Annotated in this window: 24 protein-coding genes, 1 tRNA gene and 1 pseudogene; 17 read left to right on the plus strand and 9 right to left on the minus strand. The window is 71.6% G+C overall.

Annotated elements, in window-relative coordinates; translation table 11 throughout:
• The first annotated feature begins 20 nt into the window (after positions 1-20).
• Together ABD286_RS14635 and ABD286_RS14640 are read left to right on the plus strand one after the other, a co-directional pair.
• Positions 21-605 (plus strand): RNA polymerase sigma factor, encoded by a 585-nt coding sequence (locus ABD286_RS14635; protein WP_344194775.1) that lies wholly within the window; start codon positions 21-23, stop codon positions 603-605.
• Positions 605-1615, plus strand: coding sequence for a hypothetical protein (locus ABD286_RS14640; RefSeq protein WP_344194777.1), 1011 nt, complete (start codon positions 605-607; stop codon positions 1613-1615). The genes ABD286_RS14635 and ABD286_RS14640 overlap by 1 nt, the downstream gene beginning before the upstream one ends.
• Positions 1616-1641: 26 nt before the next feature.
• On the opposite strand, the gene ABD286_RS14645 is transcribed toward ABD286_RS14640, so the two are convergent.
• Positions 1642-2937, minus strand: coding sequence for a nicotinate phosphoribosyltransferase (locus ABD286_RS14645; RefSeq protein ID WP_344194779.1), 1296 nt, complete (start codon positions 2935-2937; stop codon positions 1642-1644).
• A 34-nt stretch (positions 2938-2971) separates the two neighbouring features.
• Between ABD286_RS14645 and clpS the strand changes: the two genes are divergently transcribed.
• From clpS to ABD286_RS14670, 6 genes and pseudogenes are all read left to right on the plus strand, one after another.
• Complete coding sequence (clpS, locus tag ABD286_RS14650; protein ID WP_425565410.1) at positions 2972-3262, plus strand: ATP-dependent Clp protease adapter ClpS; 291 nt, start codon at positions 2972-2974, stop codon at positions 3260-3262.
• Positions 3263-3898 (plus strand): DUF2017 domain-containing protein, encoded by a 636-nt coding sequence (locus ABD286_RS14655; protein ID WP_344194781.1) that lies wholly within the window; start codon positions 3263-3265, stop codon positions 3896-3898.
• Positions 3899-3971: 73 nt separating this feature from the next.
• Positions 3972-4832, plus strand: coding sequence for a glutamate racemase (murI, locus tag ABD286_RS14660; RefSeq protein WP_344194783.1), 861 nt, complete (start codon positions 3972-3974; stop codon positions 4830-4832).
• Positions 4829-5593 (plus strand): annotated as a pseudogene (locus tag ABD286_RS18910) (MBL fold metallo-hydrolase); the annotation flags it as partial. The gene murI and the pseudogene ABD286_RS18910, both read left to right, overlap by 4 nt.
• Positions 5594-5722: 129 nt before the next feature.
• A complete protein-coding gene (locus ABD286_RS18915; protein WP_425565412.1) occupies positions 5723-6118 on the plus strand; it encodes an ASCH domain-containing protein in 396 nt (131 codons plus the stop codon).
• A 48-nt stretch (positions 6119-6166) separates the two neighbouring features.
• The gene (locus ABD286_RS14670; protein ID WP_344194787.1) at positions 6167-6883 is read left to right on the plus strand and encodes an MBL fold metallo-hydrolase; all 717 of its coding nucleotides are present in this window, start codon (positions 6167-6169) and stop codon (positions 6881-6883) included.
• Here ABD286_RS14670 and ABD286_RS14675 read toward each other — a convergent pair.
• Positions 6880-7680 carry a deoxyribonuclease IV gene (locus tag ABD286_RS14675; RefSeq protein WP_344194789.1) on the minus strand — a complete coding sequence of 267 codons (801 nt, stop codon included), beginning with the start codon at positions 7678-7680 and terminating at the stop codon, positions 6880-6882. The genes ABD286_RS14670 and ABD286_RS14675 overlap by 4 nt on opposite strands.
• A gap of 46 nt (positions 7681-7726) precedes the next feature.
• Here ABD286_RS14675 and rph point away from each other — a divergent pair, with 46 nt between their 5' ends.
• Together rph and rdgB are read left to right on the plus strand one after the other, a co-directional pair.
• Positions 7727-8500, plus strand: a complete 774-nt coding sequence (gene rph, locus ABD286_RS14680) for a ribonuclease PH (protein WP_344194791.1) — start codon at positions 7727-7729, stop codon at positions 8498-8500.
• Positions 8497-9105 (plus strand): RdgB/HAM1 family non-canonical purine NTP pyrophosphatase, encoded by a 609-nt coding sequence (gene rdgB, locus ABD286_RS14685; protein ID WP_344194793.1) that lies wholly within the window; start codon positions 8497-8499, stop codon positions 9103-9105. The genes rph and rdgB overlap by 4 nt, the downstream gene beginning before the upstream one ends.
• A 13-nt stretch (positions 9106-9118) precedes the next feature.
• On the opposite strand, the gene ABD286_RS14690 is transcribed toward rdgB, so the two are convergent.
• From ABD286_RS14690 to ABD286_RS14700, 3 genes are all read right to left on the minus strand, one after another.
• Positions 9119-9203, minus strand: a tRNA-Leu gene (locus ABD286_RS14690).
• Between the two features lie 13 nt (positions 9204-9216).
• On the minus strand, positions 9217-9900 hold the full coding sequence (locus tag ABD286_RS14695) for a response regulator (RefSeq protein ID WP_344194795.1): 684 nt from the start codon (positions 9898-9900) through the stop codon (positions 9217-9219).
• The gene (locus tag ABD286_RS14700; protein WP_344194797.1) at positions 9897-11042 is read right to left on the minus strand and encodes a sensor histidine kinase; all 1146 of its coding nucleotides are present in this window, start codon (positions 11040-11042) and stop codon (positions 9897-9899) included. Before ABD286_RS14700 ends, ABD286_RS14695 begins: the two co-directional genes overlap by 4 nt.
• A gap of 163 nt (positions 11043-11205) precedes the next feature.
• Here ABD286_RS14700 and ABD286_RS14705 point away from each other — a divergent pair, with 163 nt between their 5' ends.
• From ABD286_RS14705 to ABD286_RS14725, 5 genes are all read left to right on the plus strand, one after another.
• Positions 11206-11697, plus strand: a complete 492-nt coding sequence (locus ABD286_RS14705) for a DUF6326 family protein (RefSeq protein ID WP_344194799.1) — start codon at positions 11206-11208, stop codon at positions 11695-11697.
• A gap of 168 nt (positions 11698-11865) precedes the next feature.
• On the plus strand, positions 11866-12492 hold the full coding sequence (locus tag ABD286_RS14710; RefSeq protein WP_344194801.1) for a DUF1684 domain-containing protein: 627 nt from the start codon (positions 11866-11868) through the stop codon (positions 12490-12492).
• A 9-nt stretch (positions 12493-12501) separates the two neighbouring features.
• The gene (locus ABD286_RS14715; protein ID WP_344194803.1) at positions 12502-13854 is read left to right on the plus strand and encodes a CoA transferase; all 1353 of its coding nucleotides are present in this window, start codon (positions 12502-12504) and stop codon (positions 13852-13854) included.
• 160 nt (positions 13855-14014) lie between these two features.
• Positions 14015-14392, plus strand: a complete 378-nt coding sequence (locus ABD286_RS14720) for a DUF3253 domain-containing protein (RefSeq protein ID WP_344194805.1) — start codon at positions 14015-14017, stop codon at positions 14390-14392.
• Positions 14389-15687, plus strand: a complete 1299-nt coding sequence (locus ABD286_RS14725) for an FAD-binding domain-containing protein (protein ID WP_344194807.1) — start codon at positions 14389-14391, stop codon at positions 15685-15687. Before ABD286_RS14720 ends, ABD286_RS14725 begins: the two co-directional genes overlap by 4 nt.
• Before the next feature lie 53 nt (positions 15688-15740).
• Here ABD286_RS14725 and ABD286_RS14730 read toward each other — a convergent pair whose 3' ends face one another.
• From ABD286_RS14730 to ABD286_RS14745, 4 genes are read right to left on the minus strand one after another with little or no spacing between them, the layout of a single operon-like run.
• The gene (locus ABD286_RS14730; protein WP_344194809.1) at positions 15741-16490 is read right to left on the minus strand and encodes an energy-coupling factor ABC transporter ATP-binding protein; all 750 of its coding nucleotides are present in this window, start codon (positions 16488-16490) and stop codon (positions 15741-15743) included.
• On the minus strand, positions 16487-17248 hold the full coding sequence (gene cbiQ / locus ABD286_RS14735) for a cobalt ECF transporter T component CbiQ (RefSeq protein WP_344194811.1): 762 nt from the start codon (positions 17246-17248) through the stop codon (positions 16487-16489). The genes ABD286_RS14730 and cbiQ overlap by 4 nt, the downstream gene beginning before the upstream one ends.
• A 1-nt stretch (position 17249) precedes the next feature.
• The gene (locus ABD286_RS14740; RefSeq protein WP_344194813.1) at positions 17250-17624 is read right to left on the minus strand and encodes a PDGLE domain-containing protein; all 375 of its coding nucleotides are present in this window, start codon (positions 17622-17624) and stop codon (positions 17250-17252) included.
• Entirely contained in the window at positions 17621-18310 is a 690-nt protein-coding gene (locus tag ABD286_RS14745) for an energy-coupling factor ABC transporter permease (protein ID WP_344194815.1), read from the minus strand. Before ABD286_RS14745 ends, ABD286_RS14740 begins: the two co-directional genes overlap by 4 nt.
• Before the next feature lie 147 nt (positions 18311-18457).
• Between ABD286_RS14745 and bcp the strand changes: the two genes are divergently transcribed.
• Both bcp and ABD286_RS14755 read left to right on the plus strand, forming a co-directional pair.
• Positions 18458-18928 carry a thioredoxin-dependent thiol peroxidase gene (gene bcp / locus ABD286_RS14750; protein WP_344194817.1) on the plus strand — a complete coding sequence of 157 codons (471 nt, stop codon included), beginning with the start codon at positions 18458-18460 and terminating at the stop codon, positions 18926-18928.
• Between the two features lie 73 nt (positions 18929-19001).
• On the plus strand, positions 19002-19271 hold the full coding sequence (locus tag ABD286_RS14755) for a DUF3618 domain-containing protein (RefSeq protein ID WP_344194819.1): 270 nt from the start codon (positions 19002-19004) through the stop codon (positions 19269-19271).
• Positions 19272-19331 lie beyond the last annotated feature (60 nt).

Below are 19331 nucleotides of genomic sequence, written 5' to 3' on the forward strand. Positions count from 1 at the left end.
GTCGTCGTGGAGGGGGATGGATGAGCTCGCCCGAGCAGCAGTTCTCGGACCTGTTCGAACGCACGCACGGGGCCCTGCTCGGGTATGCCGTGCGGCGGGTCACGGATCCGGCCGACGCCGCCGACGTGGTGGCCGAGACCTACCTCGTCGCCTGGCGGCGGCTCGAGGACGTCCCACCGGGGGCCCAGGCGCGACCGTGGCTGTTCGGGGTCGCGCGCCGCGTGCTGGCCAACCACCATCGAGGGGAGCGGCGACGGCACGCTCTGGCTGACCGCTTGCGGGACTCGTTGCACCAGGTGGTTCCGGGCCCCGACGTCCTCGGGGAGAGCCTCGTGGAGCGGGCCGTCTCCCGGCTTGGTGAGGACGACCGCGAGCTGTTGCGCCTCGTCGCGTGGGAGGAGCTTGCGCGCGAGGACATCGCGGTGGCCATGGGGCTGTCCCGCGGCGCCGTGCGGGTCCGATTGCACCGTGCCCGCGCACGGCTGCGTGAGGTGATGACGCAGCTCGAGGACGAGCTGGAACTTGTTGCGGCGCAACGTTTCGAGACATCCGGACATGACCATCCCAGATGGGCGACCGCCCGTCGCGGCACCGAGGAGATCTGATGAACGAGTTCCGTGGAGACGAGCTGGTGGCCCTGCGGGCCGTGCGCCGGCTCGACGACGCGCAGGTCGTCGCGGTGACCGACCGACACGCGCTCGACGCGTTGCGGGAGGGGATCACCATGACGGACCGGAACACGACGTCCACGACCGAGGCGCTGCGGAGGGGTGGGCGCCTCGGTCGCAGGGGAATGGCCGCGGGGGCACTCGGCCTGGCGCTGCTCGGGGGCGGGGCTGCCTACGCCGTCAGCCAGTGGGGGGACACCCCGACCCTGGACCGGCTCAACTGCGCGTCGTCGGTGACCCTCGACCCGCAGGGGGAGCTGCACCTCGTCGACGGCGTGGACGGTGTCGCCGGGAGCGGCGACGACGTCGCGGACTGCGCGCAGATCCGCCAGGATGCCGGGCGCCCACCGCTCGCAGATCCCTACGCCTTCGTCCGGGGTGGTACCCACTTCGTCGTCAGCCGCGCCGGGGTGCCCGCGGCCGTCCTGGCCGAGGCGACGCAGCCGTTGCCCGCCGAGGAGCAGGCTGCGCTGCTGGAGCTCCGGTCGGCCATGTCCGACTGGGTCGACGGGCCGGAGGGCCAGTGCTTCACCGCGGAGCAGGCGCGGGCCTACGCACAGGACACCCTCGGCGATGTCGGTCTGTCCGGCTGGACCGTCGAGGTCGTCGACGGAGCCGGGTCCCAGGGGGCGGGTCCGTGCGCCCTCGTCGACCCGCTGCCACAGCGGGAGGTGGTCCAGGTGCGCGCCCACGCCCGAGCCGTGCCGCAGGACGACCCGGCGGATGTCGCGCACGTGGTCCACGTCGTCGCAGACGACCTGCGCGCGAACGTGGCGGCCAAGTGCCTGTCGCTCACCGAGGCGCGGCAGGTCGCCAAGGTCGTCGTCGGCGACGACGGTGAGGTGCGGACGGTCACGGACGAGGCCGCCGGCTGCACCACGGTGGACATGGAGGTCGGGGGGTCGATCTTCGTGACGCTGCGCGGGCCGGCGGTCGCCAAGCCCTGAACGACCCTGACGAGCCCTGACCCAGCTCAGTCCTCGTAGACCGTCGGGATCGCCGGTTCTCCCCGCTGCAGTCGTCGTGCTGCAGCGGGGAGCTCGGCCCGGGACTCGGTGTGGCGCGTCCGGGCAGCCTCCAGCGTGTGGGCCTCGCTGTCGACGCGCTCGCCCCCTCGGACCAGCGGGACGAGCAGCGCCCGGTCGTCCCCGTCATCGGTCGGCGGCTCGCCGATCCCGACGATCTCGGCCTCTGCGACTCCTCGGGACGATCGTCGTCGCAGCGCGAACTTGCGCCCCGCCACCGACTGCTTGTCCTTGCTCCTCTTGGCGACGCCGACCATCGTCCCGGTCGAGTCTTCCCGGGAGACCAGCTTGTAGACCATGCCGGCCGTGGGCGCTCCCGAGCCGGTGACGAGGGACGTGCCGACGCCGTAGAGGTCCACGGGGCCGGCGGCCAGTCCGGCGATCGCGAACTCGTCGAGGTCGGACGTCACGACGATGCGGGTGCCGGTGTTGCCGAGCCGGTCGAGCTGCTCGCGCACGTCGCGCGCCTGGACGAGAAGGTCGCCGGAGTCGAGGCGCACGGCACCGAGCTCGGGGCCGGCCAGCTCCACCGCGGTCGCGACGGCAGTGGGTACGTCGTAGGTGTCGACGAGGAGGGTGGTGCCCTTGCCGAGGGAGGCGATCTGCGCCGCGAACGCCTCCCTCTCGTCGTCGTGCAGCAGCGTGAACGCGTGGGCGGCGGTGCCGGCCGTCGGCACGCCGTACCGGCGACCCGCCTCCAGGTTCGAGGTGGTCGCGAACCCCGCGATGTAGGCCGCTCGGGCGGACGCGACTGCGGCCTCCTCGTGGGTGCGGCGCGAACCCATCTCGATGCACGGTCGCGACCCGGCTGCCGACGTCATCCGCGACGCGGCGGAGGCGACGGCGCTGTCGTGGTTGAGGATGCTCAGCACCAGGGTCTCCAGGAGCACCCCGTGCGCGAAGTCCGACTCGACCACGAGCACCGGTGAGCCCGGGAAGTAGCACTCGCCCTCGGCATACCCCCAGACGTCGCCGGTGAAGCGGAAGCCGGCGAGGAAGTCGAGGGTCTGCTCGTCCACGACCTGGCTCGAACGCAGCCGCGCGAGCTCCTCGTCGCCGAACCGGAACGCCTCCAGGGCGTCGAGCAGGCGCCCGGTGCCGGCGACGACGCCATACCGGCGACCCTCGGGCAGACGTCGCGCGAACACCTCGAACACGCACCGTCGGGAGGCGGCACCGCTGCGCAGCGCAGCCTCCACCATGGTCAGCTCGTAGTGGTCGGTGAGCAGTGCGGTGGACTCCACCCGGGCAGCCTAAGGTGGTCCCGTGCCAGTTGCCGTGTCCATCGCCCCCGTGGAGCAGCGGAGCGTCTCCGCCGACGAGGCCACCGAGGTCGAGCACCCGTGGATCACCCTCGTGTGGAACGACCCCGTGAACCTCATGTCCTACGTGACGTTCGTCTTCCAGACCTACTTCGGCTACTCCAAGTCCAAGGCGGAGCGGCTGATGATGGACGTCCACGTGAAGGGCCGGGCGGTCGTGTCGACCGGGTCGCGCGAGCGCATGGAGACCGACACCGAGGCGTTGCAGGGTTACGGCCTGTGGGCCACCTTCCAGAAGGACAGCTGAGTGGCACGCGGGTTCAAGAAGCGCCACGGCGCGTATGTCGCGAAGCTCGACGCCGTCGAACGTGGCCTCGTCGTCGGGCTGATGGAGCAGGTCCGCGAGCTGGTGGAGCCGGCGCCGGTGGCGCCGGCGGATGAGGTGCCTGAGGGCGGCGGTGACGAGTTCGACCGCATCGTCGCCGGGCTCGGTGGCATCGGTCAGGGTGTGTCGCTCGCCGCCGACGACCAGGTCCAGCTCGCGGGTGGCGTGCCTGCCCCGCGCTACCCGGCCCTGGACCGCATCTTCCCGACGGCCAACCGTGAGGACGACCAGATCGCGGCGGAGTTCCGCCAGCTCACCGAGCAGGGTCTGCGGGCCCGCAAGACGGCGAACCTCGACACGGCCATCGCCGCGCTGGCCCACCTCGAGGACCAGAAGGTCAGCCTCGACCAGGCGCAGGCGGTCGCCCTGGTCATCGCCCTGACCGACGTCCGGCTCGTGCTGGGGGAGCGGCTCGGGCTCAAGCAGGACGACGACCTCGACCTCATCGAGGAGCAGGTGTCGAGCCTGGAGGAGGACGACCCGGCGGTCTACGCGCTCGCGGTCTACGACTTCCTCACCTGGCTCCAGGAGACGCTGGCGCACGCGCTGGCTCCCTGACCTGCGTCGGTGTGATTGAGCAGACGGCCCGTCGGTGGCCGTCGCAGGAGCGTCCCCGTCTAGCCTTGGGCCCGTGGCTGACGCACCCATCGGGATCTTCGACTCGGGATACGGCGGGCTGACCGTCGCCCGGGCGGTGCTCGACCAGCTGCCGCACGAGTCGATCGCCTACTTCGGCGACACGGCCCGCGCCCCCTACGGTCCCCGGCCCATCGCCCAGACCCGTGAGTTCGCGCTCGAGTGCCTCGACCGGCTCGTCGACCACGGCGTCAAGGTCCTCGTCATCGCGTGCAACACCGCCAGCGCGGCCGTCCTGCATGACGCCCGAGAGAGGTACGACGTGCCGGTCGTCGAGGTCATCCGTCCCGCCGTCCGTCGTGCGGCCGCCGCGACCCGCAACCACAGGGTCGGCGTGATCTCGACACGAGGAACCCACCAGTCCGGCGCGTACGTGGACGCGTTCGCGGCGGCCCCGCACCTGTCGGTGTCGAGCATCCCGTGCCCGCGCTTCGTGGAGTTCGTCGAGTCCGGGGTGACCAGTGGCGCCGAGGTCATCGCCACCGCGCGCGACTACCTCGCCCCGCTGGTGGAGGGTGAGGTCGACACCCTCGTCCTGGGCTGCACCCACTACCCCCTGCTCACCGGCGCGATCTCCTACGTCATGGGGGAGTCGGTGACGCTGGTGTCGTCCGCCGACGAGACCGCCAAGGACGTCTACCGGGTGCTCGCCGACACCGATGCGCTGCGTCCACCGGACCTGCCGCCCCCGAGCCACGGGTTCACGACGACGGGGGACGCCGCGGAGTTCACGCGGCTGGCACGCCGCTTCCTCGGTCCGGAGGTGGGGGCCGACAGCGAGGGCGTCTTCGGTGACGCCGTCGTGCGGACCGTGGTCACCCCTGCCGGCTCGGCGTCCGGCGGAGGTGCGCGGTGAAGCTCACCGTGATCGGGTGCTCGGGGTCGTTCGCGGGCCCGGACTCGCCGGCGTCCTCCTACCTGGTGCAGGCCGAGCACGAGGGACGGACGTGGAGCATCGTCCTCGACCTCGGCAACGGTGCCCTCGGGCCGCTCCAACGACAGGTCGACCTCGCCGACCTCGACGCCGTCTTCATCAGCCACCTGCACCCCGACCACTGCGTCGACATCTGCGGGCTCTACGTGACGCGCAAGTACCGGCCCGGCGGCGCCGTACCGGGACAGCTCGACGTCCACGCGCCGTCCGGGGCCGCAGACCGGTTCGCGCTGATGTACCACGGGCTCGAGCACGCCGGCATGAGCGCAGAGTTCGCGGTGCACGAGCTGGCCGACGAGCTCGTCACCACGCTCGGGCCCTTCACCGTCACCTCCTACCGCGTCAACCACCCCGTCGAGGCGTACGGCTTCCGGGTCGAGGCCGACGGCGTCGTGCTCGCCTACACCGGTGACACCGACGCGACACCGGCCCTGAGCCCACTGCTGGCGGGGGCGGACCTGGCCCTCATGGACAGTGCGTTCGTCGACGGCCGGGACGACGTGCAGGGCATCCACCTGTCCGGTCGCCGGGCCGCCGAGGCGGCGGTGACGGCCGGCGGTGTCGGACGTCTGGTCCTCACCCACATCCCTCCGTGGAACGACCGCGAGGTGTGCCGGGCGCAGGCAGCCGAGATCTGGTCCGGCCCGCTCGAGCTCGCTGCCCCCGGGGGCACGTGGACGCTCGGCGGCGCCGACGGACCCTCCGGGGCATCCGAGGACGGGACGGTGGAGGTCGACCGCGCTGCGGGGCTCGCGCTGTGGGCGGACTACCGGGCCGTGCACCCCGCTCTGCCCGACGAGGGCGAGCCGCCGGTGGAGTGCTTCGGCGACAGCCCGGCGCTCGCGGACGAGCTCATCGCCTTCGTCGTGGACGGGCCCAAGCGGGCGACGGCCGGCCTGGTCGCCGCGTATGCCGCGGACGGTGACCCGCTCCCGCGCGTCGGCGCCCACTGGGTCGCGTGTGGCGGGGACGGCCAGCCACGCGTCGTGCTGCGGACCCACGAGCTGCGGGTCGGGCCCCTGCACTCGGTGGACGCGCAGTTCGCCTGGGACGAGGGGGAGTACGACCGCACCCTGGAGTCCTGGCTGGACGGCCACCGCCGGTTCTTCCGCCGGGAGTGCGAGCGGATCGGCGCCGAGTTCTCCAACGACCTGGAGGTCGTCTTCGAGCGGTTCTCCATCGTCTGGCCACCCGAGCTCGCCGACTGAGATCCCTCGCCCGGCACCACCGGAGTTTCCGCGGCGTACAGTCCGAGCATGGCCAAGGACCCTGCGGTCGCCCTCGCCCCGAACGTGTGGCGGATCCCCCTGCTCGGCGACTTCGTCAACGGCTTCATGCTGCGCGACGACGACGGGCAGGTCACCCTGATCGACATGGGGGTCAAGCAGTCCGGCCCCAAGGTGATGGCGGCACTCGCGTCCATCGGCTCGGGACCGAGTGACGTCACCCGCCTCATGCTCACGCACGCCCACCCCGACCATGCGGGTGGAGCGGCGCACGTCGCCGAGAAGACCGGGCAGGACTTCGGGCTCCACGAGTCCGATGCTCCCTTCGTGACCGCAGGGAAGTCGCCGCCGCGGGACCACACCCTGCGGCTCGGTCGGCTGATGGACCGGCTGGGTGGCGGTGGCTTCGCGCCCCTCACGGTGGGGGAGACGTTCATCGACGGCCAGGTCGTGCCGTTCGCGGGTGGCATCGAGGTGGTCCACACACCTGGACACTCACCCGGCCACGCTGCATACCTGCATCGTGAGTCAGGGGTGCTGATCACCGGGGACTCGATCTTCAACGTGCGTGGGCTGCGGTGGCCCATCAAGGCGTTCTGCACCAACTTCGCCATGACGACACGCACGGCGCACCGGCTCAGCGAGCTGGAGTACACGACCGCGGCGTTCACCCACGGACCGCACCTGGGCGAGCGGCCACGCGAGGAGATCCGGCGGTTCCTCGCGACGCACCCGACGGTGGACTAGAGACGCGCTCGCAGCCAGTCGAGGTCGGCCCGCTGGCCGTCGAGGCCACCCCGGGTCTCGATGACGACAGGAGCGGCTGCGGCCGTGACGGCGGCAGCGAGCTCGTCGGGGTCGATCAGGCCCTCACCGAGGTTCGTGTGACGGTCGGCACCGGAGTCGAACTCGTCACGGCTGTCGTTGCAGTGCACGAGGTCGATGCGCCCGGTGATCGAGCGGACCGCTTCCACAGCGGACTCGATCGGGATGCCGCCGGCGTGCGCGTGGCAGGTGTCGAGGCAGAAGCCGACGTTGTCGGACCCCTCGGCCGAGCCGATCGCGTCCCATGTGCGCGCGATGCGCTCGAGGGTGCGCGCCATCGCGTTGTCGCCACCGGCGGTGTTCTCCAGGAGCAGTGGGATCTTGAGGTCGGTGGCCTCGATCGCCTTGCGCCAGTTGTCGAAGCCCTTCCCGACGTCCTCGGCCTTGTCGACGTGTCCGCCGTGGACGACGAGGCCCTTGGCGCCGATGGAGGCACCGGCGTCGATGAACTGCTGGAGAAGCTTGCGGCTCGGGATGCGGATCCGGTTGTTCGTGCTCGCGACGTTGATCAGGTATGGCGCGTGGACGTAGAGGTCGACCCCGGCCGCCTCGGCATCGGCCTTGAGGGCCTCGGCGCCACCGGCGTACTCGAACTCGGGCCCCTTGTAGCCCTGCGGGTTGCCGAGGAAGAACTGGGACAGGCCGGCGCCCCGCTCCTTCGCGGCCGTGACGGGGTCGGCGGAGTCGACGTGGGCACCGAGCGGGAAGGTTGCAGCCATGGGTCCACCCTAGGACGGCCCACCGACGCCGGTTAGCCTTGCGGGCGTGACCGACTCCACCGCATCGAGCCCGCAGCCCCGCCACGACGGACGCACCCCCGACCAGACCCGCGAGGTGCGCATCACCCGCAACTGGCTGGACCACGCCGAGGGCAGCGTGCTCGTCGAGTTCGGGCGGACCCGCGTGCTGTGCGCCGCGTCCTTCACCGAGGGGGTGCCGCGCTGGCTCAAGGGCAAGGGCACGGGATGGGTGACCGCGGAGTACGAGATGCTGCCGCGATCGACGAACACCCGCTCGGACCGTGAGTCCCGCAAGGGCAAGGTCGGCGGCCGTACCCATGAGATCAGCCGCCTCATCGGCCGCAGCCTGCGCGCCGTCATCGACACCAAGGCACTCGGTGAGAACACCATCGTCCTGGACTGCGACGTGCTCCAGGCCGACGGCGGCACGCGCACCGCGGCGATCACGGGGGCGTACGTCGCCCTGGTCGACGCGATCGAGGACGCGCGCGCCAAGGGCCTGATCGCCAAGAACGCGCAGCCGCTCACGGGGTCGCTCGCCGCTGTCTCCGTCGGCATCGTCAAGGGCCAGGCCGTCATCGACCTCGACTACCCCGAGGACTCGACGGCCGAGACGGACATGAACGTCGTCATGACCGGCGACGGACGGTTCATCGAGGTGCAGGGCACGGCCGAGGCCGAGCCGTTCGACCGCGACATGCTCAACGCGTTGCTGGACAAGGCAACGCAGGGTTGCGCGGACCTCACCGCGAAGCAGCAGGAGGCGCTCGCCGCCACGCCGCGGGAGCGCCAGCAGTGACGCGCGTCGTCCTCGCCACCCGCAACGACCACAAGGTCGTCGAGCTGCGCGCCATCCTCGCCGATGTCGTCGAAGAGCTCGGGCTCGAGATCGTCGGTGCCGGCGACTTCCCCGGTGCCCCGGACGTCGTCGAGGACGAGGTGACCTTCGAGGGGAACGCCCGCCTCAAGGCACAGGCGCTCGCCGAGTTCACCGGTCTGCCGTCGCTCGCCGACGACTCGGGGCTCTCCGTCGAGGTCCTCGGCGGAGCGCCCGGCATCTTCTCGGCGCGCTGGGCCGGTCGCCACGGCGACGACCGGGCGAACCTCGACCTGCTGCTGGCCCAGACGGCTGACGTCAAGGACGAGCACCGGGCGGCAGCCTTCGTGTGCGCGGCGGTGCTGGCCCTGCCGGATGGCACGCTGCGGTCGGCCGAGGGGCGCATGGAGGGATCGCTCGCGCGGGAACCCAAGGGTGCCAACGGTTTCGGCTACGACCCGGTGCTCGTCGTCGAGGGCGATGGTCGCCATGCGGCCGAGCTCTCGTCCGAGGAGAAGAACGCGATCTCCCACCGCGGCAAGGCCTTCCGGGCCATGGTCCCGCACCTGCGCGACCTCCTCGGCTGACCTGCTGAACTCCTGGTGCCAGAGGGGGGACTCGAACCCCCACGCCCGAAGGCACGGCATCCTAAGTGCCGCGTGTCTACCAGTTCCACCACTCCGGCGAGCGCGGTCAGTCTACGCAGGCGGAGGGTGCACGCTGGACTGGTCCGCGCGCAGGCGTCTGGTGTCGTAGGCCCACATCGCGAGCTCCACCCGGTTGCGGGCGCCGAGCTTCGTCATCACTGAGGCGATGTGGCTCTTGACCGTGCTCAGGCCGACGAAGAGCTCGGTGGCGATCTCGGCGTTGGTCCTTCCTCGTGCCACGAGGGCGAGGACCTCCTCCTCGCGCTCGGTGAGGGGGTCGATGGGCTGGACCGGCGAGCGCGGCGCGTGGTCCGCGAAGGTCGCGAGCAGCCGGCGGGTGACGTTGGGCGCAATCAGGGCGTCGCCCTCGGCGGCAGCGTGGATGGCCTGCACGAGCAGCTCCGGCCCGGCGTCCTTGAGCAGGAATCCGCGGGCACCGGCACGCAGGGCGCCGAGGACGTACTCGTCGAGGTCGAAGGTGGTGATCACGACGACCGCCATCGGGTCGGCCACCCCCGGACCGGCCAGTCGCCGCGTCACCTCCACGCCGTCGACACCGGGCATCCGGATGTCGACGAGGAGCACGTCGGGACGCAACCGTGTCGCCAGGTCGAGCGCCGAAAGGCCGTCTGCCGCCTCGCCCACGACCTCGAGGTCGGGGTGTACGCCGAGGATCATGACGAGCCCGGCGCGGACGAGGTCCTGGTCGTCGGCCACGACGATCCGGATGGTCATGCCGGCACCTCGACGGGCAGCACGGCCTCGACCACCCAGCCGCCGTCGGCACCCGGTCCCGCGGACAGCGACCCACCCAGGAGGTGGGCACGCTCGGTCATGCCCAGCAGGCCGAACCCCGGCTCCGGCGCGGCTCCCGCGCCGTTCTGTCCGTCGTCGCTGACACGCAGCCTGACGACGTCACCGTCCCTGCACAGGTGGATCCCGACGCGGGTGACGCTCCTCGCATGCCGTACCGCGTTGGTGAGCGACTCCTGCGCCATCCGGTAGAGCGCCGTGTCCACGGGCGGTGGCAGGAGGGGCAGCGCAGCGTCCAGCAGCACCTCGACCGTGGGCGTCGCGTCGGTGCGTGCGAGGGCGACGAGGTCGGCAACTCCTCGTCGTGGGGAGAAGTCGACGGCTTCCTCCTCGCGCAGCAGCCGCACCATGGACCTCATCTCCGCCAAAGTCCGCGACGCCTCGGACTCGATCGCGGCCAGGGCGTCGACAGCCACCTCGGGCCGGATGCGGGCCACCGCTCGACCGGCCTGCGCCTGCACCGCGATGGCCGAGACGTGGTGCGCCACCGTGTCGTGCAGCTCGCGTGCCAGTGCCACGCGCTCCTCGTTGCGGACCTCTCGCTGTCGGCGTTGCCAGAGGTCGGCGCGGTAGCGGAAGACCGCCGCGAGCGACACGACCATCAGCAGAAGTGCGCTCCCACCGAAGAGCTCGGCCCAGTCGGCCGACCCGGCCCGCATGCCCAGCGCGACGACGACGGCCACGAACGCCGTTCCCGTGACGATCTCCCGCCCCGAGCCCCACCGCACGAGGGAGTACAGGAGGACGAGGACGGCCGTCATGGAGTAGAGACCGACGTCGCCGACGGACCGGGTCAGCTGGATCACGGAGAGCAGACCGGCGACCCCCCAGCCCGTCAGGGCGGCGACAAGGGGTCGATCCCGTCGCCAGAGCAGGGCAGGCACCAGCACCAGGGCGAGTGCCGTCACGACGTACCGCCAGGTCAGGCCCGGGCGGGCGACCCCCTCCACCAGGACGGTGACCGCGAAAGCACCCACCAGCAGCCGGTCGTGACGACCAGCGGGTGGGACGCCACCGGGCCGCGGCTCGTCCCAGAGGGGGAGCCGGCGCTGGACGGTGACCACGGCTGCAGCCTAGGGACCCGCGGGGCCCTGCGTACCGGCCGAAAGTACAGGACGCGGACCGTGCCATCGGCCGGGTGGACAGCGGCCTCGGGAGGGATGTGGCCACCGCCGGGCTTCGGAGATCGTCGACGTGTCGAACCCCACCGCAGAGATGGAGCCCACCATGAGCACCCACCGCCCCACCCCAGTCACCCTCGAGGACCAGCGACTCCCCGTCAGGGCCAAGCTCGTCGCAGCGTGGACGAGCTTCGCGCTGCTGTACGCCTACGTGGACATCCTCGGCTTCTACACGCCCGGCACCGTCGAGGACATCCTCGACGGAAAGGTCCACACGTTCGACCTCTCGCAGGCCTTCTCGATCACCGCTCTGACCATCGTGTCGGTGCCGATCTTCATGATCGTGCTGACGGCGGTCCTGAAACCTCGGGCGAACCGCCTCACGAACCTCGGCGTGGCCGCGCTCTACGTCCCCATCACGGTCTTCAACGTGGCGGGCGGGTTCTACCTGTACTACTACGGTTTCGGCGTCGTGCTGGAGCTCGTCGTGCTCGCCCTCGTGCTGCGCTACGCGTGGGCCTGGCCCCGGTCCGTGCCGTCGGCAGCGTCGGCCACCGGACCGGATGCCGAGCGGGTCCGGGTCGAGCAGCAGGCGTGACCGCCGATGGACGGTCGGGATCGTGGTCCCCCACAGGGCACCGTCGGCAGGTTCGTGCCACGGTGGTCGGGCACGGCCGCCCCCTGGCGGTCGCCATCACCCGGCGAACCCCGCACCGCTGGGCCGAGCGCTTCATCCGCGAGCACGCCCTGGAGGACCGACACCACCATGACCGCCGTCGAGAACGACCTCATCTATCCGCCGCCGCTGCAGGTCGCGTCGTGGCGACGCGAGGTGCACTCCCTGTATGCCGCGGTGCGCGACGAGCCCGAACCCGCAGCCGCGCACGCCCTCTGGGTGCAGCGGCGGACCAAGCTGTTCGACACGCACCCCGCGTCACCCCGGCGGCCGGGGCAGCAGATGCGGCACGCGGCATACGACCCGGCCTTCCGGTTCACGGTCCCGGTGGTGCCGGCCGAGCTCGACCCGTGGGAGTTCACGTCGGGCACCAACGGTGTCGTGCCGTTCAGTGGGATCGGCACCGTGGCGCTCGGCGCCCTCGGCGAGGTGGCCGTGTGGTGGCTGGACTCCTACGGAGGCGGCGTGTTCCTGCCGCTGCGCGACGGGTCAGCCGGACGTGAGACGTACGGCGCCGGTCGCTACGTGCTCGACACGGTCAAGGGCAGCGACCTCGGTCGCAAGGACGAGAGCTGGGTGGTCGACCTGAACTTCGCGTACAACCCGTCCTGCGTCTACGACTACCGCTGGGTCTGCCCGCTGGCCCCGGTGACGAACCGCATCGACGCTCCCGCTGCGGTGGGTGAGCTCCTTCCAGAGGGCTACGACCTCGCCTAGGGTCGAGACGTGAACCAGTTGCTGCGGCAGGTGCTCCCCGTTCTCGGACTGGATGAGGAGCATGCGGCCGGGCACCTCGACCTCCCGGCCGGAAACGCCCTCCCGTCGGCTCTCCCGGTCAGCACGCTCGCCTGTGGCTCGGTCGCTGCGGCTGGCCTCGCCGGACTCGCTCTGCGCGGAGCTGGTGTCGAAGGTGCGGCCGAGGGCGGGCGCGTCCACGTGGATCCTCGACAGGTCGCCGTCGCCTTCCGCAGCGACCAGGTGCTGCGCGTCGATGGAGCTGCGATCGACGGGTTCGCCCCGTTGTCAGGGTTCTTCGCGGCCAGCGACGGATGGGTGCGCACGCACGCCAACTACCCGCACCACCGCGCTCGGCTGCTGAGGGCGCTCGACCTGCCCGAGACCGCCGGACGGCAGGACGTTGCGGCGGCCGTCGCCGGGCGCACAGCGCAATCCGTGGAGGATGCCGTCGTCGCCGACCACGGGATCGCCGTCCGGGTGCGGTCGGTCGGGGAGTGGATGGCCTCGGAGCACGCCCGTGCGGTGTCGACGCACGAGGTCCTGGCCGTGACCCGCGACGGCGACGCCGGCGCCATACCGGTCCCGGATCGTCCGCGGGTCCTGGACCTGACGCGCGTGATCGCCGGGCCGGTGGCCACTCGCACGCTGGCCTTCGTCGGGTGCGACGTGCTGCGCGTCGACAGCCCCCACCTGCCCGAGATCGAGCTCCAGCACCTCGACACCGGTGCGGGCAAGCGCTCGACGTTGATCGACCTGCACGAAACCCATGCGCGGCAACGGTTCCACGAGCTTCTCGACGCTGCCGACGTCCTGGTCACGGGATACCGCCCGGGCGCCCTCGAGGTGTTCGGTCTTCATTCCGACGAGCTGGCCCGCAGCCATCCGGGTCTTGTCGTCGCGTCGCTGTCGGCCTGGACGCCGTCAGGACCGTGGGGGGACCGTCGCGGGTTCGACAGCATCGTGCAGGCAGCCACCGGGATCGCGATGATCGAATCGGTCGACGGCCAGACCCCCGGGGCACTTCCGGCCCAGGCCCTGGACCACGCGACGGGATACCTGGTCGCTGCGGGAGTCCTTGCGGCACTGAGGAACCGGACGACCGAGGGAGGCACCTGGAGCGTCTCCGCCCACCTCGCCCGCACCGCCCACTGGCTGCTCCAGTCCGACGCGTTGGACGGACCGGCAGAGGCCGTCACCGACGTGGAGCCGTGGACCCTCGCTCGGGCGACTTCTCACGGGACCGTCACCCAGTCGCGGCCGGCGTTCCAGATCGCCGGCGGGCCGAGGGAGTTCGCCGATGTCGGGCACCGTTGGGGGACCGACACCGCCGAGTGGCTCTGAACGTGTGCCGCCCTCGAGGTATCCGACGCCGAGGTCGTCAGCGAACTTCAGGACGTCGGAGAGACTTGCTCGATCCGGCGGTTCCAGCTCACCTCGACGCCGAGGAGGACCACCACCCCGCCAGGGCGCCCGACACCGTGGCCTCAGGCAGACTGGCGTGGTGTCCCGTCCCCCCTTGCCGTCCAAGCCCTGCGCCCGGTGCGGTCGAACCATCACCTGGCGCAAGGTCTGGGCTCGCTACTGGGACTCGGTGCGCTGGTGCTCGGACAGCTGCCGCAAGCACGGCCTGAGCGACGTCGATCGAAAGCTCGAGGCGTCCCTGGGGTCGCTGCTGGACGGGCGGTCGGCCAGCTCGTCGGTGTGCCCGTCGGAGGCGGCCCGTGCTGTCGGTGCGGACGACTGGTCCGGCCTGATGGAGCCGGCACGGATGGCCGCCCGACGGCTGGTGGCAGCGGGGCGCGCCCAGATCACCCAGGGTGGACAGGTCGTCGACCCCAGCAAGTTCAAGGGCCCGCTCCGCGTGCGCCGACCGCGGTGAGCGCCGGCACCGACCGAGCGCGGCCGGGCAGCCGGCTACCCACCCCGTCCGTCGGCGAGGAGGTCGCCTGGGTGCAGCGGCACGTGGGCCACCTCGTGCTCGAACCGGAGGTGAGGGCCAGCCCCGGGTTCCGCGGTGGTCAGAGTGCTGCCGACGCCGCCCTCGCCGCCTTCGACGTGACCGGGTACGCGCGGGCCCGCAACGAGGTCCTGCCCCGACGCGCGCGAGGGGCGAGCAGGTTGAGCCCGTACGTCCGCCACGGCCTCATCGACCTCCCCACCCTGTGGGCGCACGTGGCCTCCGGGCCCGGGCGCGACCGGGACAAGTACCGCGACGAGCTGCTCTGGCAGGAGTACGCCCGACACCTGCACGCCCGACTCGGGGATGCCCTGCGCTCGCCGCTGCGCCACGAACCGCCCCGCCGCACCCCCGACGGGGAGTGGGGCTGGAACCGCGAGATGGCCTGTGTCGACCTGGCCGTCGGAGAGCTCGAGAGCGACGGCTGGCTGGTCAACCAGACCCGGATGTGGCTCGCCTCGCAGTGGTCCGTGCGGGCCGGCTTCGACTGGCGCGAGGGGGCCGAGCACTTCGAGCGACACCTGCTCGACGGGTCGGCGGCAGCCAACCTGTTGGGGTGGCAGTGGACCATCGGCACCGGCACCGGCAAGCCGTACGGCTTCAGCCGTTGGCAGGTGCGCAAGCGCGCGCCCGGCCTCTGCGAGGCCTGCCCGCTCAACGACCACTGCCCCATCGACGGATGGCCGAACTCGACCAGCGGCCCCGCGGTGACGAACCAGGATCCTCTGCTTCGCGCAGACCCCCGCGCACACGTCACTGCCGGGCCGGCGTCGGTCGAGGCGCTCGACAGCGGTGCCACGCCCGAGGCGGTGTGGCTGACATGGGAGTCCCTCGGAGACGGCGACCCGGCCCTCGTGGCCCACCCCGACCTTCCCGCGGTGCTCGTCCTCGACGAGAGGCTGCTCGGAGTCCGACGGCTCTCGGGCAAGCGTCTCGTCTTCGTCGCGGAGGCCCTCGCCGACCTCGCCACCCGCCGCGAAGTCGAGGTGCACCTCGGCGACCCGGCCACCGTCCTCGGCGGACGTCCCCTCGCCGCCACCGCGGCGCCGGTCCCCGGCTGGCGACGCCTTGCCTCACGTCTCGAGATCGAGCGTCACCCATGGCCCTGGCTCGTGCGTCCGGGTTCCGGCCCGGTCACGAGCTTCACCGCGTGGCGTCGCTCGAGTGGCGCCCCCACCACGGGTGCGAACCGCGGACGGTCGCCACGGCGTCGCTGATTCCCCATCCACGCGCTCCCGAACGCGGTCACCGACCTCAGACTGCTGAGCGGTCAGGGTGCGGGGATGCTCCGTGGGTCAAAGCCGAACGGCAGCTCGAGCCGGTGCGCGGACATGAGGGCGTCGTCCGTCAGCACGTCCCGGGTGGCGTCGTCGGCGACCACGACCCCGTCGGACAGGACGACCGACCGCGGGCACAGCTCGTAGGCGTAGGGCAGGTCGTGGGTCACCATGAGCACCGTGACGTCGAGCGACCGGATGATGTCGGCGAGCTCGCGACGCGACGCCGGGTCGAGGTTGGACGACGGCTCGTCCAGGACGAGCACCTCGGGCTCCATGGCCAGGACGGTGGCGACCGCGACCCGGCGTCGCTGGCCGAAGGACAGGTGGTGCGGGGGTCGGTCGATGAAGTCCACCATCCCGACCCGGTCGAGGGCGTCGACCACCCGACGCTCGAGCTCGACCCCACGCAGGCCGAGGTTGGCGGGCCCGAACTCCACGTCGGCCCGCACCGTGGGCATGAACAGCTGGTCGTCGGGGTCCTGGAAGACGACGCCGACCCTGCGGCGGATCTCCATGAGGTTGTCGCGGGTGACGGGAAGTCCCGACACCGACACCGATCCCGCTCCGGCAGTGAGGATCCCGTTGAGGTGCAGCACCAGAGTCGTCTTGCCGGCACCGTTCGGGCCGAGCAGCGCCACGCGCTCGCCCCGGTGCACGTGCAGGTTCACCCCGAACAACGCCTGGTGGCCGTCGGGGTAGGCGAAGGCGAGCCCTTGGACGTCGAGGACCGGTGTGCTCACAGCGCCACCGCCGCAGCCAGGGTGAGGACCGCGAGAGCCGGTATGGCGCCGGCGACGCGCCACTGCGCGGACGTCGCCGTCAGCGGGTGGGTGACCGGGAGCTGTCCCTGGTAGCCGCGGGACAGCATGGCGAGGTGCACGCGTTCGCCTCTCTCGTAGGACCTGATGAACAGGGCGCCGGCGGTGGAGGCCAGCGCCGGCCACGCCCGGAACGACCTGGCCCGGAAGCCACGTGACTCGCGCGCGATCCTCATGCGGGCCAGCTCCGCGGTGACGACCTCGAGGTAGCGAACCATGAATCCCATGATCTGCACGAGCAGGTTGGGCAGGCGCAGCTTCTCGAGGCCTGCGACGACGTGCCGCGGCTCGGTGGTCGTCGCGACGACGAGGGAGGCCATCACGCCGAGGGTTCCCTTGGCGAGCAGCGCCCACCCGGACACCAGTCCCTGCTCGGACAGCTCCAGCGGTCCCAGGGAGACCTTGGGCCCGGTCGCCACGAACGGCACGAGCAGCGCGAACACCACGAAGGGCGTCTCCACCAGCATCCGCTTGGCGAAGTAGGGGAACGGGACCCGGCTCGCCCGCTGGGCGACGAGGACGAGCAGGAGGTGGACGCCATACGCCCAGTAGGCCGTCCGCGGGGTGAGGACCACGGCCACGACGTAGGTGAGCAGCGTGACGAGCTTGACGTGCGAGGGCAGGCGGTGGACCAGCGAGTGCCCGTGGAAGTGCAGGTGATGGCCGTGGCCGGCGCCCACCTCAGTCGCCGTGCTGGTCGTGCTCGCGGCGCCGCAGCACCATGAACAGGCCCCCGGCGACGGCCCCGACGACGACCACTCCGACGACGCCGGCGATGCCCCCGGACAGTCGGGCGTCCTCGACGCCGCGCGTGGCGTACTCGGCGAACGGTGACCCGCTGCTGGCATGGTCGGTGGCGCTGCCGAGGAAGCCCTTCTCGCCGGCGACGAACTCCAGGCCGTCCGGGTGGCTCGAGGCGTAGAACGACACGACTCCCGCGAGGAGCAGCGAGACGAGCACCCCCAGGACGAGCAGCGTGCGCGTGGACACCCGCCGCCTGGCCTCGGGCTCCTGCTCGGCGCCCTTGCGGTCCTGCTGGGGGAGTCGGCGGGTCATGCCGTCACCGCCGTGCGGATCGTCAGCTCGCGTTGCGCCAGAAGCGGTTTCGCGCCGTACACGAGGTCCGGTCGGGTCAGCACGATGCTCGAGACCGCCAGGGCCGTGATGACCGCCTCACCGACCCCGATGACGACGTGCACCCCGACCATCGCCGACGCCACCGTCGAGAACGGCACGTCTGCGTTCCCGCCCAAGGCGAACAGGACCGAGAAGGTGAAGGCAGCGATCGGCACGGACAGGAAGGCGCCGACGGCAGCCGCGGGGACGACCATGGCCATGCGCTTGGGAAGGATCGCCTGGGCGAGCTTGAACACTCCCCACCCGACCCAGACGCCGACGACGCCCATGAGCGTGATGTTGGTGCCGAGGGCCGTGATGCCGCCGTCCGCCATGAGGATCGCCTGCACGATGAGCACGACGGTGATCGCCAGCGTCGCGGTGAAGGGACCCACGAGCACCGCGGCCAAGGCACCTCCGAGGAGGTGGCCGGAGGTTCCCGCGGCGATGGGGAAGTTGAGCATCTGGGTGGCGAAGACGAACAGCGCAACCAGTCCGGCGAGGGGCGCGGTGCGGTCGTCGAGCTCGCGGCGCGATCCGCGCAGGGCCACTCCGACCGCAGCCGCGGCGACCACCGCCGTCCCGACCGAGGTCGGCGCGTTGAGGAAGCCATCGGGGACGTGCACGGGTGCTCCTGCCTGCTCGGGTGCTGCGGCCGCTGCTGGGATAGGTTTGCCGCAGACCGATCATCACCCTATTGCAAAGAGTTCGCAATTAGCGATGGGGTCGCCCACCCGATCCGCCGACCGACACCCGTGAGGAGCACCGCGACCGTGAGCGCACGACTCAGCCCCGGCGACGCCGCCCCCGACTTCACGCTGCCCGACGACCAGGGCGGCGAGGTCTCTCTGTCCGGCCTGCGCGGACGCAAGGTCATCGTCTACTTCTACCCCGCCGCGATGACGCCCGGCTGCACCACGCAGGCATGCGACTTCAGCGACAACATCAACACCCTCAAGGGCGAGGGCTACGAGGTCCTCGGCATCTCTCCCGACAGCCCGACCAAGCTCGCGAAGTTCCGCGAGAAGGACGGGTTGTCGATCACCCTCCTGTCCGACGCGGACCGCGCCGTCATGGACGCGTATGGCGCGTTCGGCGAGAAGAGGCTCTACGGCAAGACCGTGGAGGGGGTCATCCGGAGCACCGTCGTCGTGGACGAGGACGGTGCCGTGTCGCACGCCTTCTACAACGTCAAGGCCACCGGCCACGTCGCCAAGCTGCGCCGCGACCTCGGCCTCGACTGAGCGCCATACCGCTGCCGCTCGCCTGCCCGCCCCTCCGGGGCGCCGCACCCGTTCACCCCAAGGAGCCACCGCCATGAGCGACACCCCCTCCAGCAAGTCCGTGGAGCAGATCGAGGCCGAGATCGCTGCGGCCCGTGACCGCCTCGCCGGCACCGTCGACGAGCTGCACACCCGGACCGCGCCGCAGGAGATCGCGCGACGCCAGGTCGCGACGGCCAAGGAGAAGTTCACCGAGGCCACCCGCACGCCCTCGGGCGAGCTGCGCACGGAGCGGGTCGCCGCGCTGGCGGCTGCTGCGGTCGCGCTGCTCGGCCTCGGGGCCGCGCGCCGGCGTCGTGGCTGAGGACTCCTCCACGCCGCTCGGGTCGGCGTCTCGGGCTCGTGCCGCGGACCGGCTGCCCAT

The sequence above is a fragment of the Pedococcus aerophilus genome (assembly GCF_039532215.1).
GTDB classification, from domain to species: Bacteria; Actinomycetota; Actinomycetes; order Actinomycetales; family Dermatophilaceae; genus Pedococcus; species Pedococcus aerophilus.